Consider the following 15681-nt stretch of genomic DNA (forward strand, 5'->3'; position numbering starts at 1 on the left):
AGACGGGTCTAGGCGGAGCGGATTTGCTGCAAACCTCGGATGTAGCGATCCGTAGCGGCCCCCCTCTGTCCTGCCGGACATCTCCCCCACGTGGGGGGAGATTGGCTGTCATCGCGGCTTTAGCCAATCTCAAAGGTTGAAGGATGACGCGCGCTCGGCGAAGCTGGCGATCTCCCCCACGTGGGGGAGATGTCCGGCAGGACAGAGGGGGGGCGCTGTCCCGCCGGCCTCAGAAAGGATTTTAGTCCAATGAGCGACGATCTTCCCATCCTCTCTCCCAGCGAAGCCCGGATCCTCGGCTGCCTGATCGAGAAGAAAGAGCTGACGCCGGATGTCTATCCGCTGACGCTCAACGCAGCACTGGCCGCCGCCAACCAGAAGACGGCGCGCGAGCCGGTGATGGCACTGGAGCAGACCGAGGTGCACCGGGGGCTGAAGCTGCTTGAACAAAAGGGGCTGGTGCGGCAGATGTTCGGCTCGCGCGTCGAGCGCTACGAGCACCAGATGGCGCAGCGCTTCTCGCTGACCACGCCGCAGACTGCTTTGATCGGCCTGCTGTTGCTGCGCGGGCCGCAGACGGCCCATGAACTGCTGGCGCGGGGCGAGCGCATGGCGCGGTTCCCGTCGATCGAAGATCTGCGCGCCGAACTCGACATGCTGATCGGCCGTCGACCGCCACTCATCCAGGAAATCCCGCGAGGACCAGGCCAGCGCGAGGACCGCTACGTTCATCTCCTCAGCGGCCCGGTGGACGTTGCCGCCCTTTCGGTGCAGCGAAGTGCATCGGTCCTGCCTGCTTCCGACCTGGAGGCGCGGTTGGAGGCGTTGGAGCAGGAAGTCGCCGCACTGCGCGCTCGCCTGGACGCGCTGGGAGCATAGGCCGGCGCGCGCCTGGGCGTTCGCGCCGGGTCTTTACACGGATGCAGCGCTTTCAGCCGAGCCGGGCATCAAGCGACACGTTTATGGCGCCGAGCGCCTTCGAGACCGGGCATCCGGCCTTGGCCTTCTCGGCCAGTTCCGTGAATTTCGCCGCATCGATGCCGGGCACCTTGCCGACCACGGTGAGGGCGCTGCCGGTGATGCCGGTGCCTGGAACCAGCGTCACCACGGCCTTGGCGTCGAGTTCGGTGGCAGGCGTGCCGTTCTCGGCCAGGAAATGCGAGAACTGCATGGCAAAGCAGCCCGCATGCGCCGCGGCGATCAGTTCTTCCGGGTTGGTGCCGGATTTGCCGCTCTCGTCCTCGAAGCGCGCCTTGAACGAATAAGGCGTGCCCTTCAAGGTTCCGCTCTGGGTGTCGAGCGTGCCCGTGCCCTCTTTCAGATTGCCTTTCCAGACGGCGTTTGCGGTGCGGTCCATGAATTCCTCCTTGGTTGTCGTGGTTGGGGTTCGTTGTCGAGGCCGAGCCGGCGTCCGGTCAACTATAGCGCGCGCGGACGCGAAGGCCACTGCGCTCTTTGAACCACCGCACGGTGCCGGCACCGGTGGCCAGATTTTTCCGAAAAATGCCGGTGCAGAAATGTCGATTTTGATCTGCTTCGCCCGTCCTGCGGATGGCCACCACGGATTTGTGGCCGGATGGAGGTTCACATGGACAATATGTTTTTGGCATCGTGGAAAGGTGCAGGCTGCGGGGCCGGGCGACGAGAAGAAGACTTCTGGCTGCATCCGCCGGCATCCGGCTTTGGCCGGCTTCTGGCGGCGGTTGCCGTCATCGGCATCGCGGCATGCCTTCTCGATCATGCGGCGGCGGTCAGTGGCAACACCGATGTCCTCGTCGGCGCATCCTATGGTTCACAGCGGCAAGGGGGCTGGAAATGAAATATGTCTGCCTGGTTTATGGTGAGGAAAAGGATCTTCACGCGCTGACCCCGGCAAAGTCGGCCAAGCTCGACGCCGATTCGCTGGCCTACGACCGGGCGCTGGAGGAGAGCGGCCTGCTGATCGTCGCGCAGGCGCTGCAATCGGTGAAAACGGCCAAAACCGTGCGGCGGCGTCAGGGCAAGCGGCTGGTTATCGACGGGCCGTTCGCCGAGACCAAGGAGCAATTGCTTGGTTTCGTCATGATCGAGGCCGGAGATCTCGAAGCGGCGCTGGACATTGCCGCTGGTATTCCACTGGCCGAACTCGGCACGATCGAGGTCCGGGCCATCTACGACATACCGGGATCATAGAGCCCTGCCAGCGTTGTGGCTGCTTCGAAAACCAGGGCGTCGGGCTGAGCGTTCGGGTTTCGGTTCCGTGCGCAACTTTTGCGTGTTGAAGCAAGGCGAGAGTTCTCCTATCGTCGCCGGGGTTCTTGGGGATTTCGACATGCCTTTCCTGATTGCTATCCTTGGCGTGATGGGCGCGGCGGCGTTCTGGTGGTACCGGATGAAGGCCATGAACGAGGCCGCGCGTGACGTTGCCGATGTCATTGGCCGGGTACAGGGCTCCGTGCGCCGCAAGAAGCTGCGCAAGCAGGCGGCGCTGTCGCCGCTGACGGCGATCGATGATCCGGTCGTAGCGGCGGCTACGCTGATCACATCAATCGTCTCCGAGGATGGGCCAATCCTGCCGCAGCGCGAGGCCGTCATCCGCGCGGTGATTTCCGAGATCGCCGACAAGAAGAAGACCGACGAGGCGGTGATCTATGCCAAATGGGCGGCGGCGCAAGTCGACGACGCCACCGTTGTCATCGACAAGCTGGCGCCGTTCCTGCGCGAACGTCTCGATGTCGCCGAGCGAAACGATCTGCTGCAGATGGTCAACCGCGCCGCCCAGGGCGGCGAGAAACGCCTGGAGATATCCGACCAGAGGATATTGCGGCTGCGGCAAAAGCTGGGTTTCGAGGTCAACTGAGCGCCTACCTTGGGTGATTGGCGGAAACGCCATCGCTTTCGTCATCCTGGGGCGGAGCAAGGAGCGAAGCGACGCGGCGCAGACCCCGGGATCCATGCGCGACTCAAACGCGTCACCACGGTGTAGAATTCTGCTCCGCTGCATTCTTCTGCCAAGGTCGCGGCATGGATCCTTGGGTCTTCGCTCCGCTTCGCGTCGCTACGCCCAAGGATGACGACGTTGGGGGCGCTGAATCGATCAGATCGCCTCGCCCTTCAATAGTCGCGGCGTGCTGGCGGACAGTCCCGACGCCTGCCGGATAAAAAAATCCTTCAGGCGCGGCATGCGTTCGACGAGACCGAGGCCGATGTCGCGGACGGTGCGCAGCGGGCCGATATCGTTCGAAAACAGCCGGTTCAGCGCGTCCGTGGTGACACCCATCTGCACCGTGTCGAAGCGGCGCCACTGCTGGTAGCGCTCGAGCACGTCGAGCGCGCCGATGTCCCGGCCGAGCCGGTCGGCCTCGACGATCACCTCGGCAAGGGCCGCGACATCCTTGAAGCCGAGATTGAGGCCCTGGCCGGCGATCGGGTGGATGCCGTGGGCGGCATCGCCGGCGAGCGCGATGCGGGGTGCGACGAAGGCGCGCGCAATGGTCAGGCCGAGCGGCCAGGCGCGCGGCTTGTCGGCAACGCGGATTTCGCCAAGCTTCAGGCCAAAGCGCTGTTCGAGTTCGTGTTCGAAGAGGAGATCGTCACCGGCCACCAGCTTTTCGGCATCGGGCGTACGCTCGACCCAGACGATCGACGAGCGGTTGGTGCCGTCCTCGCCGGGCTTGAGCGGCAATGTGGCGAAGGGGCCGGCCGGCAGGAAATGCTCTTCGGCGCGACCGTTATGCGGGCGTTCATGGGCCACGGTGCAGACGATGCCCGACTGGCCATATTCCCATTTCACCGTCTTGATGCCGGCCATGTCGCGCAGCTTCGAGTTGACGCCGTCGGCGGCGACCAGCAGGCGGGCCTTCAGGGTCGCGCCGTCGGCGAGATGCACTGTGATGCCAGCGCCGTTGGTCTCGAACCCCTGCACGGCGACGCCTTCGATGATGTCGATGCCGAGCTTTTCGGCGCTGGCCCGCAAGGCGCCGTTCAGCACCCTGTTGGCGACCATATGCGCAAAGGGCTCGCCCGGCGCCACTTCGCCGTCGAAGGTCAGAAAGACCGGACGCACCGGATCGGCGGTGCGCGAATCGGTGATGATCATCTCGGTGATCGCCTGCGCCTGGGGCACGATCTCGGCCCACACGCCGAGCTGGTCGAGCATGCGGCAGGCGGCGGCGGCAATGGCCGAGGCGCGGCCATCCCTTTGCCAGGCGCCAGCAGGTGCGGCATCGACGAGAGCGATGGCGAGACCCGGTCGCGCCTGCTTCAGCGACACGGCGGCGGCCAGGCCGACATAGCCGGCGCCGGCGACCAGGACATCGAGCCCAGATCTTGTTTTCGCGTTTGGCCCGGTTTTCGTGTCCGCCTTGCGTTCCATCATCTTCGCTCCTGCGCGCCGGCCGGGTCCTGCACCCTTGACTGCCTGTCCGTCCTGTCGGAAACCGCCATAACACTTCTGCGGCGAGGGCGCGAAATATGACGGCAGCCATGGACGAGCTTCTCGGCATTCTCGACCTCGAGAAGCTGGAACACAATCTGTATCGTGGTCGCAGCCCCTTGCTCGACTGGCAGCGCGTGTTCGGCGGCCAGACCATCGCCCAGGCGCTGGTGGCGGCGCAGCGGACAGTGGATCCCGATCGGCACGTGCATTCGCTGCACGGCTATTTCATGCGGCCCGGCGACACCAAGGTGCCGATCGTCTACGAGGTCGACCGTATTCGCGACGGCGGCTCCTTCACCACGCGGCGCGTGGTGGCGGTCCAGCACGGCCAGGCGATCTTTTCGCTCGAAGCCTCGTTCCAGCAGGACGAGGTCGGTCTCGAGCACCAGGTGCCGATGCCGCAGGACGTTCCGGGGCCGGACACATTGCTGTCGCAACGCGAATTGCTGGGCAAATTCGCCGAGGCGGTGCCCGATGGCATCAAACGCTACTGGGAGCGCGACCGGCCGATCGAGATGAAGCCGGTGATGCTGAAGCATTACACCAGCCGCGAAAAGCTGGAGCCGAAGCAGAATATCTGGATCCGCACCACAGGTCCGGTGCCGGCGGACCGCGCCATCCAGGCGGCGGTGCTCGCCTATCTTTCCGACATGACGCTGCTCGACACATCGACCTTTGCGCATGGCCGCGCCATTTTCGATCGCGATATCCAGGCGGCGAGCATTGACCACGCCATGTGGTTCCATCGCAGCCATGCGCTCGACGACTGGATGCTCTACACGCAGGACAGCCCGTCGACACAGGGGTCGCGCGGCTTTACACGCGGGTCGCTGTTTGCCCGCGACGGCACGCTGATCGCCTCGGTTGCGCAGGAAGGGCTGATCCGGCTCAAGCGATCGCCTGCAGAGTAGGCATTTTTCGAAAATTGCCTAAGTTTTAGGCAGATGCATCGCTGCAGCTGTGGGCAGGTTGCGTCGGTGTGCTCTCTAATCTCTTTTTTTACAACGGGTTAACACCCTGCTTCGGCACTTGGCACGGAGCTTGAATCCTCGTGGGCACTCTCCGGCTTTTTAGGATCGGTGAAGGTGTGCAAACGCGGGGGACCGCAACAGCGAAGGGTGAAACCTTATGAAAATTGTGATGGCAATCATCAAGCCGTTCAAGCTCGACGAGGTACGCGAAGCGCTTACCGCCGTCGGCATCCAGGGCCTGACCGTCACCGAAGTCAAAGGCTACGGGCGTCAGAAAGGGCATACGGAGATCTATCGCGGGGCGGAATACGCGGTCAGCTTCCTGCCGAAGATCAAGATCGAAGTCGCCGTCAGTTCCGACATGGTGGACAAGGCTGTCGAGGCCATCTCCGCCGCCGCCAAGACCGGCCAGATCGGCGACGGCAAGATCTTCGTTTTCGGCATCGATCAGGCGGTGCGCATCCGCACCGGCGAAACAGACACCGACGCGCTCTGAGCGGCGATCACGTATTCCAATGGAGAGTTCAATGAATATTCCTTCCACCTTGAAGTCAGCGGCGCGCTCCGCGCTGCTCGGCTCGTTCGCGCTCGGAGCATTGGGCACGGTCGCCGCATTCGCGCAGGAAGCGGCTCCCGCCGCGGCCGCAGCAGCGCCAGCTTTCACCGTCGACAAGGGCGACACCACGTGGATGATGGTTTCCACCGTTCTGGTGCTGTTGATGACGGTTCCCGGTCTTGCGCTTTTCTACGGCGGCCTGGTTCGCAGCAAGAACATGCTGTCAGTGCTGATGCAGGTCTTCACCATCACCAGCGTGGTCATGATCATCTGGGTTTTCTACGGCTACAGCCTCGCCTTCACCCCGGGCAACGCCTTCGTCGGCGGCCTTTCCAAGATGTTTCTCTCCGGCGTCGATGTGACGACCCTGTCGGAAACCTTTACCAAGGGTGTCGCCATTCCTGAACTGGTGTTCGTCGTCTTCCAGATGACCTTCGCCTGCATCACGCCGGCTCTGATCGTCGGCGCCTTCGCCGAACGCGTCAAATTCTCCGCTTTGATCCTTTTCGTCATCCTGTGGGTCACTTTCATCTACTTCCCGATCGCTCATATGGTCTGGTTCTGGGGCGGCCCGAGCGCTTATAGCGATCCGACGGGCCTCATCTTCAGCTTCGGCGCCATCGACTTCGCCGGCGGCACGGTCGTTCACATCAATGCGGGCATTGCCGGCCTCGTCGGCGCGCTCATGATCGGCAAGCGCAGCGGCTACAAGAAGGATCTCATGGCGCCGCACTCGATGACGCTGACCATGGTCGGTGCTTCGCTGCTGTGGGTCGGCTGGTTTGGCTTCAACGCCGGTTCGAATCTTGAAGCGAACGCCTATGCGGTGCTGGCCATGATCAATACCTTCGTCGCCACGGCGGCGGCGGCGGTCACCTGGATCGTGCTTGAATCGCTGCTGCGCGGCAAAGCCTCCATGCTTGGTGCTGTTTCGGGTGCGGTGACCGGCCTCGTCGCCGTCACGCCCGCTGCCGGCTTTGCCGGCCCGATGGGCGCCATCGTGCTCGGCATCGTCGCCACCTTCGTCTGCTACTTCTTCGTCTCGGTGGTGAAGAACACGTTCGACTACGACGACAGCCTTGATGTCTTCGGCGTCCACTGCATCGGCGGCATCATCGGCGCGCTCGGCACAGGCATCCTGGTCAATCCTGCCCTCGGTGGCGCCGGCATTGTCGACTATTCGACGGCCGACTTTGCTGCCGGCTATGCCGGCACGGCCACCCAGCTCCTGGCGCAGGCCAAGGGTGTCCTGGTGACCCTGCTGTGGTCGGGTATCGGCAGCGCCATCCTCTACAAGATCGTCGACCTGATCATCGGCCTGCGTCCGACAGCCGACGCAGAGCGCGAAGGCCTCGACCTCACCTCGCATGGCGAAGCGGCCTACCACTCGTAAGCCCGTGCGGGACGGCATTGGCCGCCCCGCAATTCCTATCCCGTCGTGATGCTCCCGAAAGGAGTTCACGCATTGAGGCCCGGATCGCATCCGGGCCTCTTTTTTTGGCAAGTCATTCCGGCAATGCCCGTCTTGGCGCAATCACGTTCATGTGATCAGGTTTTTTGAGGAAACAACGACCGCTCTGGTTCCGAACTGGGGGGACGATCGTCGTTCTGACGCTCGTGCCAAACAACAGGGAAGGAAACCATTTCATGAACCTCAAGAATATCTGCCTTGGAGCGCTCGCTCTTTCCATGGTCAGCGGCTTTGCATTTGCCGGCGCTCTGGATGAGCCCGACAACATGGCGCCGTTCTTCACGGATTCCGGCATGAAGACCATGAAGCCGATGGCGGATTTCAAGACCGCTTTCATGGCCATGCCGATGGAAAAGCAGGAAGCGATGAAGAAGGAATGCCAGGATGCGGCGATGAGCAAGCCGTATGCGGAATTCTGCGCCAATGTGCAGGCGCTCGGCGGCGCCAACTGATTTGTCCGGTCGGGCCGAGGCCCGATCTTTGTTCCAAACGACCAATGGCGGGCCCGGCAGTCCGCCATTGTTTCGGCAGGCGGCAGCTCTATCCGCCGGCGCCGTCGTCCATCATGGTGTTCGTCAGCGCTTCATACGCGCTGCTGCATGTCCGGGAATGCGGGCAATTCCTGACGATCAGCACAGGCGCCACTGTCAGGACCGCGGCGATCAAAACCCGCAGGCCGAGGCCTCGCACTGCAAATCCCTTGCCGAAAAGACCTCTGAACAGAAAATACAGGCCTTGTCCGAGGCAGGCTGTGGCGAGGATGTGCAGCAGCGGACCGGTCGCTCTGGCGAAGGGCGTCACATAGCCGTCCGGGAAGCCCACCATGCCGAGTTCGACGAACCAGTGCAAAGCGAGCAGCAAACTGAGCCCTGCCCAGGCCAGTGCCGCCACGCGAAGGAAGACGGGTTGCATGCCTTTACCCAAATTGGCGACCCCCCTTCGCCCACACTCGGCGCCATTCTTCGAGCAGCAAACGGCTCAACCAGTGGTAACGAGGCTTGATCATCTCAACCTCTTATAGTTAATGCGCCCTTAACCTTCCCACCGATAGTCTGAGACCCGAATCTGCCGGAATGCGCCACGCACCCGGCGAGACCATGACAGACGGGGAAGAGCATGCGTTCAGGGGCTTCAGCACCGCTTGCGCTGGCCGATACGGGGCACGGCATCCAGGCGTTCGCGCGGCGTCAGGTCGGGCGGCTGGTCGGCGTCGGCCTGTTCGCGCTGGCCGCCTTTGGCGTTGCCAGCCTTGCCACCTGGAATGTCGCCGATCCGAGTTTTTCCCACGCGACGAACAACACCGTCACCAATGCCATGGGCTATGCGGGTGCCGTGTTCTCCGACCTGGCCATGCAGTTCTTCGGCCTCGCCGCCGTCGCGGCCCTGGTTCCGACGGTCATCTGGGGATTCCTGCTGTTTTCCGCGCGCGGTGTCGACAGGCTGCCCAAGCGCGGGCTGTCCTGGTTCGGCTTCGCGCTGCTGGCCGCGGCCATGGTCGGCTGCGTTGTGCCGCCCAAGACCTGGCCGCTGCCCACCGGCCTCGGCGGTGTGTTTGGCGACATGGTGCTGAAGATCCCCGGCGTCGTCATCGGCGGCTATCCGACCGGGCTGATCGCCAGCATCATCGCCATCCTGCTGGCCGCACCCGCGCTGTGGCTCTTTGCCCATGGTTCGGCGCTGATCGGTCGCAAGAACGGCTTCGCCGTGATGGAGGACGAGCCCGCCGCCGATCCGCGCGAGGACGACCTGTTGTTCGACAATGACGAGGACGAAGGCGACGAGGGTATCCTGGCGCTCGGCGCCATCACCCATTGGTGGCTGTCGCTGCGCGCGTGGATGCACCGCCGTGCCTTGCGCCGCAGGCAGGAGCGGGACGAGTACGAGCCGGAGATGGAGCAGCGCTCCACCGCCTGGCGGCGCGCCGCCGAACGGGTCGAATCGGCGGAGTTTGCCGAGCAGCGGATGAGCCAGGATGGCCGCGCCCGCGTCGAGCCCGAATTCTTCGCCGCCATGGTCAATGACCGCAGCGCCTCGCTCGACCCCGACGATGCCGACATCTTCGACGACCGCTTCGACAATCCAGGCGAGGATGCCGATTTCGACGATGAACCTGTCGTGCAACGCCGCGGCGCGCCGACCGCCAAGGTGCAGCCGTTCCGCTCCGACGCAGCCACCCGCGTCGAGGCGCCGGCGGCGCGCCCCGTGCCCGGCGCCCGCGTCCAGCGCGAGGCGCAGACATCGCTGATCGGCTCGGAAAAGTTCGAAATGCCGTCGCTGCACTTCCTCTCCGAACCGAAGAACGTGGTGCGCGACGCCAGCCTGTCCAAGGACGCGCTGGAACAGAACGCCCGCCTGCTTGAAGGCGTGCTGGAGGACTTCGGCGTCAAGGGCGAGATCATCGCCGTCCGTCCCGGTCCGGTGGTCACGCTCTATGAGCTCGAACCGGCGCCCGGCATCAAATCGTCACGCGTCATCGGCCTGTCCGACGACATTGCGCGCTCGATGAGCGCCATCGCCTGCCGCGTCGCCGTGGTGCCCGGCCGCAACGCCATCGGCATCGAACTGCCGAACGCCAAGCGCGAAACCGTCTATCTCAGAGAGATTCTGGCCAGCCGTGACTTCGAGACGACGAAGGCCAAGCTGGCGCTGGCGCTGGGCAAGACCATCAATGGCGAGGCGGTCATCGTCGACATTGCCAAGATGCCGCACGTGCTTGTCGCCGGCACCACCGGCTCGGGCAAGTCGGTCGCCATCAACACCATGATCCTGTCGCTTCTCTACCGGCTGAAGCCGGAAGAATGTCGGCTGATCATGATTGATCCGAAAATGCTGGAACTTTCGGTCTATGACGGCATCCCGCATCTGCTCACGCCCGTCGTCACCGATCCGAAGAAGGCCGTGGTGGCGCTGAAATGGACCGTGCGCGAGATGGAGGACCGCTACCGCAAGATGTCCAAGGTCGGCGTGCGCAACATCGACGGCTTCAACGCCCGCGTCAGCCAGGCGGACAAGAAGGGCGAGAAGATCTCGCGCACCGTGCAGACCGGCTTCGACCGCCAGACCGGCGAGGCGATCTACGAGACCGAGAACCTCGACCTCGAGCCGATGCCCTACATCGTCGTCATCATCGACGAGATGGCTGATCTGATGATGGTCGCCGGCAAGGACATCGAAGGTGCCGTGCAGCGCCTGGCGCAGATGGCGCGCGCCGCCGGCATCCATGTCATCATGGCAACGCAGCGGCCGTCGGTCGACGTCATCACCGGCACCATCAAGGCCAATTTCCCAACCCGCATCTCCTTCCAGGTGACGTCGAAGATCGACAGCCGCACCATTCTGGGCGAGCAGGGCGCCGAGCAGCTGCTCGGCATGGGCGACATGCTCTACATGGCCGGCGGCGGCCGCATCCAGCGCGTGCACGGCCCGTTCGTCGCCGACGAAGAGGTCGAGAAGATCGTTGCGCATCTGAAGCTGCAGGGCGTGCCGGAATATCTCGACGCCATCACCGAGGATGATGGCGAGGACGACGACGAGCCGTCGGGCAAGGGCGGGTCCGGTGGCGGCAACAGCAATTTCGAGGATTCCGACGATCCCTACGATCAGGCGGTCTCCGTGGTGCTGCGCGATGGCAAGGCCTCGACCAGCTATATCCAGCGCCGGCTGGGCATCGGCTATAACCGCGCCGCCTCGATCATCGAGAAGATGGAAAAGGAAGGTATCGTCGGCCCGGCCAACCATGCCGGCAAGCGCGAGATCCTGGTGCCGACCGAAGAGGACAAGTTCTGACCACAAAGCCTGACCCTTGTGACATCCCGGTCCGGCAACCTTGAACCTTTTAAGGCGTTGAAGCGACCAAGGGACGTCTGACCCGCCAAATTTCAGCCTAACTGGGGGTCCAAGCACAGAACAACTCAGGAATCAGATGAGAGTGACCGACATGAAAAACGATCTTTCAGCGCTCAGCACATTTGCTCCATCCCGGCGTCAGTTGCTGGGCCTCGGCCTGGCGTTTGCGGGGGCGGCAGCCTTCAACGCGGTGCCCGGCTTCCAGGTGCTGGCTTCGGCGCAGGCGGCTGTGCCGACCGCTGCGCAGAAGATCGCCGACCACTTTTCCTCGGTCAAATCGATGAGCGGCGAATTCGTGCAGTTCGGCCCCAAGGGCGAGCAGACCGGCGGCAAGTTCTTCCTCGAACGGCCAGGCAAGATCCGCTTCAACTACGACGGCTCTTCAAACTTCCGGGTGATTTCAGACGGCCAGTCGGTGGTCATCCTGAACAAGAGGCTCAACACGTCCGATCTCTATCCGCTGTCGAAGACACCCTTGAAGCTGCTGCTCGACACCAGGATCGATCTCTCCGGCGACCGCGTCAAAAGCGTCAAGCAGGAGGATGACCTCACCACCATCCAGCTCGCCGACAAATCGGTGTTCGGCAATTCGAAGATCACCATGATGTTCGATCCGAAAACCTTCGACTTGCGGCAGTGGACGATCACCGACGCGCAGGGCAAGGACACGACGGTGATGATCTTCAACACCAAGGAAGGCGTCAGCTTCGCGCCGGATACTTTCGCCATCGACTACACGGCGAACCGCGAACTCAACACCAACAAGGCGCGCTAGGCCAATCGCACCAATAGCTGTGGAAAGCGCCGGGTCACGCCTCAGCGGGCGTGGCCCGGCTTGTCTTTGCGGCTTGCGGCTGGCAGTTTCCCGGACTGACTCCGTCGAAAGGCGTCTTCCCCGCCGGGGCCCATCGGTTCTGGCCGGTCGCACGCTGTCCTGGATTGCCAATGCCCTTTTCCATCGCCACCTGGAACATCAACTCCGTTCGCCTGCGCATGCCGATCGTCGAGCGCCTGCTCGTCGAGCATGCGCCCGACGTGCTGTGCCTGCAGGAAACCAAGGTTCCCGACGAACTGTTCCCCGAAAAGGCTTTTCGCAAGCTCGGCTACGAGCATATCGCCTTCCATGGCCAGAAGGGCTACCACGGCGTAGCAACCGTGGCTCGGCGGCCGATCGAGGTGGTCGAAAAGCGACGCTTTTGCGAAATCGAGGATAGCCGGCACCTCTCGGTGACGGTGCGGGCCGGCGGCAAGGCGATCCTGCTTCACAATTTCTACGTTCCGGCGGGCGGCGACGAGCCGGATCCCGTCATCAACAGGAAGTTCAAGCACAAGCTCGACTTCGTCGCCGAGATGAATGCCATCCGGGCAGAACATGACGAGGTGTCCGGCTCGGTGCTGGTCGGCGACCTCAACATCGCCCCGCTCGAACATGACGTCTGGTCGCACAAGCAATTGCTCAACGTGGTCAGCCACACGCCGGTCGAGACGGAAAATTTCGAGGCGATGCGCCGCGCCGGCAACTGGGTCGACCTGATGCGGCTCAACGTGCCGGATGAGCAGAAGCTCTACACCTGGTGGAGCTATCGCGCGCAGGATTGGGAAGCCTCCAATCGCGGCCGCCGCCTCGACCATGTCTGGTCGTCGCCGAACCTGGTGCCCAGCTTTTCCGGCTACGAGGTCCTGCGTCTGGCGCGCGGCTGGGAGCGCCCGTCGGACCATGTACCTGTCATCGCGCGGTTCGATCTGGATTAGAGCATTTCACCGTTTCACGGAAACGGCGAGCTGCTCTAACTCTTTGTTTAGACCCAATTCTAGACGGAAAACCGCTTCACACTTTTCCTAGAATTGCTCAAGCCTGGTCGAAAATGCCCGCGTGCGGCAGTCAGTCTGTAGAGTTGGGACCGGCTGGATCCACCCACGGACGGCCCAATCGTGTCACCATCGCCGCGTACCCGACGGCACCTGCCGCCCAAAGGAAGATGCCAAGCTCTTTGACGACGTCTTCGGCGATGGCGGCCGCAGAACCAGGGGTGGGAAACAGATCTCCGAGCTGGTCGATGGATGCCGACAGCGCGAGCAGGAAGCCTGCGGCCACAAAGACGATCGTGCCGTCGAATGTCTTTCGTCGCAGCCGAAAGAACCAGAACAACCCGGCGGCGGCGTAGGCAATCATCGCAACGATCTCTGGTATCCCTACAATGGGCAGCACGTCCTCATGGATCAACAACAGGTCGTCGAGGCCCAGGAGCAGGGTAAGGCCGCCGAGAAACGTGCAATCCCATCGGTGCGTGAGCAGGCCAGCAAACAGGGTCGCGGCGCCGGCGCCGATCCATAGCGAAGCACCCAGGGACGAAATCCACCCCGTATAGAAGCCGACTTCGGCGGTTGCAGATGGATCTCGATAAAAGATCCAGGCGTCCAGACCACGAATTTGCGCGATAGACAGCGCGGCCAAGAGCATCGCGACGTTAATCGCCGTCGCCGCCAGTATGACCAGGCGCCAGGCTATCGTCCATTCGCCGCCATGCTTGGTGCGCGACGCGTTGTTCTCTGGCATTTGTCTATTCTCATTGAGGCCTGAGAGGAACTCCATTCGAAAAGATTACGAGTGCTGACCTATGCCGAAGCCAGTGGACGGCCATTGTACCATGGCGTCGGTGTTCAGGTGAGGCCGGCCTGCAAGTGGCCGACCTGAATCCCAGTACGCTTCGAAGCGCGATGAACTCAAATTCAAACGGCGCGCTTCAAGTCGTCATGCATGTCGTTGTCGCGAAATTGCTGCGCTGACAGGCCTGCGAGATCCGGCAGATGGGGATGGTCGCGGCGGCGCGTCGCCAGCATGCGTTGCGCCGCTTCGATGATTGTCGGCGCAGGCACATTGGCGACCAGACCGGTCGGACTGGCATGGCGGGATTCGATCACGTCCACGCAGTTCGAAAGCGGCCTCCAACGGGCCATGTTGGCGCCGCCACTGAGGATAACCATCGGCGTCATCACGGTTGCCATGAGATGTGCGGTACCGCCTTCGGCGCCGATGTAAAGATCGGCAAACTCGCCGAGCGCCAGCAAGATGTCACCGATATCGACACCTTCGATCGCGGCGGAATCGACAAGCCGCAGCTTCGGCACGCGCTGAGCCAGTTCAGCTATATCGGGACCATCGCCTGGGGTTTTCACATAGAGAAGGTTCGCCCCGTCGGCGATCAGGCTGTCGGCGATCGCGGCAACCTGATCCGCCGACATGCGCTTGCTGGCGCTGCCGTGCGCAGCGATAATGATCAACGGAGCCTGCTTGCCGTCCGCAAGGCTCCTGGCCGCCGCTCGCGCGGCCGGGCCCGGCTCCAGCCGATGATCGAAAGGCAGCCGCTTGCCGGCAAGGCGTTCGATGAGGCGGTGGTAGCGCCAGGCATTGTGCCCGGGTCGTGCTTCAGGTCTTTGGCCCAGGCGCCAGGAAAGGGCGAAAGCCGGAAAGTTTGCCTCATAGGCGATGCCGCGGCCGAGCAGTGATGCCGAGGCTTGAAGCAGCCAACGCGCCGAGATGCGGAAATCGACAACGGCCAATCGCCCCTTGCCCTTGCGGTGATCGGCGACCAGGCGCGCCAGCGGCGTGCGCACATTGATCGCATCGACCAAATGGCCGGCATGGCGATTGAGGCTATGTTCAAGGGACGACGACCGGGTGGTTCCGTAGACGATGAAACTATCGGGGAATGCCGTTCTGGCGGCGCGCAAAGCCGGAATCCGGATCAATCCGTCGCCGAACGCGTCATTGCGGGAATACAAGATAATCGTCTCGTACCGCCCTGACGGCATGGCTCGCTCCCCCCAGGAGCCTGGTGGTGATGGCGCCTGCTGTGCCGGCCGCCTTCGGGGTGCTTTAGGATTTCACCTCGGGCCTGTCAACGGACGCTGCCGCGCTTCCGCCTTTGGCCGCGAAACAACAGCTTCGCAGGCGGGCAGCCTTCAGCCGGAGAAGCGCGGGGCCAGTTCCTCGATGCGGCGGATCATCGCCTGAAATTCCTCCGAGATGCGCTGGTGGAGCTTGACCGCGATCTCGGGATATTCCTCCAGGATACGGCGGAACATCTTGCGGCTGAGACGCATCACTTCCGAATCGATCTCGGCCGAGGCGCTGGTCAACCGGTTGGTGTCGGCGATCAACGCCAGTTCGCTCAGGATCGTGCCGGGGCCTGCCGTGCCAATCGGGATGCGTTCACCACCCTGCTCCCGGTAGAGCACGATGCGCCCACTGACGACGATATAGGCGGAATCGGCCTCGTCGTCCTCGCGATAGAGCTTGTGGTTGGCAATCAGCCTGGTGTTCTCGGCGCCAAAGGCGAGCAGGCGCAATTGTTCCTGCGTGAAGCCCTCGAAGAGCCTCACGGCGGACAGGACGCGGATGTCGTCATCCAGCGCCATC

The 15681-nt window shown here is 63.1% G+C and carries 17 protein-coding genes; 11 read left to right on the top strand and 6 right to left on the bottom strand.

The features are described 5' to 3' along the window. The first annotated feature begins 249 nt into the window (after window positions 1-249). Window positions 250-879: a YceH family protein gene (locus tag AC0L24_RS27025; protein ID WP_127808718.1), complete on the top strand. Its 630-nt coding sequence runs from the start codon at window positions 250-252 to the stop codon at window positions 877-879. A gap of 52 nt (window positions 880-931) precedes the next feature. On the opposite strand, the gene AC0L24_RS27030 is transcribed toward AC0L24_RS27025, so the two are convergent. After that, a complete protein-coding gene (locus tag AC0L24_RS27030; RefSeq protein WP_127322672.1) occupies window positions 932-1357 on the bottom strand; it encodes an OsmC family protein in 426 nt (141 codons plus the stop codon). Window positions 1358-1588: 231 nt separating this feature from the next. On the opposite strand from AC0L24_RS27030, the gene AC0L24_RS27035 reads away from it, so the two are divergent. The 3 genes from AC0L24_RS27035 (at window position 1589) to AC0L24_RS27045 (ending at window position 2839) form a co-directional block, all read left to right on the top strand. After that, complete coding sequence (locus tag AC0L24_RS27035; protein WP_127808719.1) at window positions 1589-1819, top strand: hypothetical protein; 231 nt, start codon at window positions 1589-1591, stop codon at window positions 1817-1819. Beyond that, on the top strand, window positions 1816-2172 hold the full coding sequence (locus AC0L24_RS27040; RefSeq protein WP_127808720.1) for a YciI family protein: 357 nt from the start codon (window positions 1816-1818) through the stop codon (window positions 2170-2172). The genes AC0L24_RS27035 and AC0L24_RS27040 overlap by 4 nt, the downstream gene beginning before the upstream one ends. 139 nt (window positions 2173-2311) lie before the next feature. Next, window positions 2312-2839, top strand: coding sequence for a hypothetical protein (locus AC0L24_RS27045; RefSeq protein ID WP_127382880.1), 528 nt, complete (start codon window positions 2312-2314; stop codon window positions 2837-2839). Window positions 2840-3076: 237 nt separating this feature from the next. Here the strand turns inward: AC0L24_RS27045 and AC0L24_RS27050 are convergent, their stop codons facing one another. Further along, the gene (locus AC0L24_RS27050) at window positions 3077-4354 is read right to left on the bottom strand and encodes a ubiquinone biosynthesis hydroxylase (protein WP_189367505.1); all 1278 of its coding nucleotides are present in this window, start codon (window positions 4352-4354) and stop codon (window positions 3077-3079) included. Between the two features lie 98 nt (window positions 4355-4452). Here AC0L24_RS27050 and tesB point away from each other — a divergent pair, with 98 nt between their 5' ends. From tesB to AC0L24_RS27070, 4 genes are all read left to right on the top strand, one after another. After that, on the top strand, window positions 4453-5328 hold the full coding sequence (tesB, locus tag AC0L24_RS27055) for an acyl-CoA thioesterase II (RefSeq protein WP_127397385.1): 876 nt from the start codon (window positions 4453-4455) through the stop codon (window positions 5326-5328). Window positions 5329-5545: 217 nt separating this feature from the next. Beyond that, a complete protein-coding gene (locus tag AC0L24_RS27060; RefSeq protein WP_127397384.1) occupies window positions 5546-5884 on the top strand; it encodes a P-II family nitrogen regulator in 339 nt (112 codons plus the stop codon). Between the two features lie 31 nt (window positions 5885-5915). Beyond that, complete coding sequence (locus AC0L24_RS27065; protein ID WP_127267327.1) at window positions 5916-7337, top strand: ammonium transporter; 1422 nt, start codon at window positions 5916-5918, stop codon at window positions 7335-7337. A gap of 254 nt (window positions 7338-7591) precedes the next feature. Next, on the top strand, window positions 7592-7867 hold the full coding sequence (locus AC0L24_RS27070) for a hypothetical protein (RefSeq protein ID WP_127267328.1): 276 nt from the start codon (window positions 7592-7594) through the stop codon (window positions 7865-7867). A gap of 88 nt (window positions 7868-7955) precedes the next feature. On the opposite strand, the gene AC0L24_RS27075 is transcribed toward AC0L24_RS27070, so the two are convergent. After that, a complete protein-coding gene (locus tag AC0L24_RS27075) occupies window positions 7956-8327 on the bottom strand; it encodes a hypothetical protein (protein ID WP_127319580.1) in 372 nt (123 codons plus the stop codon). Between the two features lie 204 nt (window positions 8328-8531). Between AC0L24_RS27075 and AC0L24_RS27080 the strand changes: the two genes are divergently transcribed. The 3 genes from AC0L24_RS27080 to AC0L24_RS27090 all read left to right on the top strand — a co-directional run bounded on the left by AC0L24_RS27080 (window position 8532) and on the right by AC0L24_RS27090 (window position 13013). Beyond that, window positions 8532-11201 (top strand): DNA translocase FtsK, encoded by a 2670-nt coding sequence (locus AC0L24_RS27080; RefSeq protein ID WP_128363881.1) that lies wholly within the window; start codon window positions 8532-8534, stop codon window positions 11199-11201. Between the two features lie 151 nt (window positions 11202-11352). Continuing rightward, entirely contained in the window at window positions 11353-12036 is a 684-nt protein-coding gene (locus tag AC0L24_RS27085; protein WP_127330241.1) for an outer-membrane lipoprotein carrier protein LolA, read from the top strand. Between the two features lie 170 nt (window positions 12037-12206). Then, window positions 12207-13013 carry an exodeoxyribonuclease III gene (locus tag AC0L24_RS27090; RefSeq protein ID WP_473564382.1) on the top strand — a complete coding sequence of 269 codons (807 nt, stop codon included), beginning with the start codon at window positions 12207-12209 and terminating at the stop codon, window positions 13011-13013. 130 nt (window positions 13014-13143) lie between these two features. On the opposite strand, the gene AC0L24_RS27095 is transcribed toward AC0L24_RS27090, so the two are convergent. The 3 genes from AC0L24_RS27095 to AC0L24_RS27105 all read right to left on the bottom strand — a co-directional run bounded on the left by AC0L24_RS27095 (window position 13144) and on the right by AC0L24_RS27105 (window position 15680). Then, the gene (locus AC0L24_RS27095) at window positions 13144-13818 is read right to left on the bottom strand and encodes a hypothetical protein (protein WP_473564383.1); all 675 of its coding nucleotides are present in this window, start codon (window positions 13816-13818) and stop codon (window positions 13144-13146) included. Window positions 13819-13991: 173 nt separating this feature from the next. Next, complete coding sequence (locus AC0L24_RS27100) at window positions 13992-15044, bottom strand: glycosyltransferase family 9 protein (RefSeq protein ID WP_473564384.1); 1053 nt, start codon at window positions 15042-15044, stop codon at window positions 13992-13994. Window positions 15045-15224: 180 nt separating this feature from the next. Continuing rightward, window positions 15225-15680 (bottom strand): cyclic nucleotide-binding domain-containing protein, encoded by a 456-nt coding sequence (locus AC0L24_RS27105; protein WP_023811239.1) that lies wholly within the window; start codon window positions 15678-15680, stop codon window positions 15225-15227. Between the last annotated feature and the right edge of the window lies 1 nt (window position 15681).

The organism is Mesorhizobium sp. WSM4809, assembly GCF_055811655.1.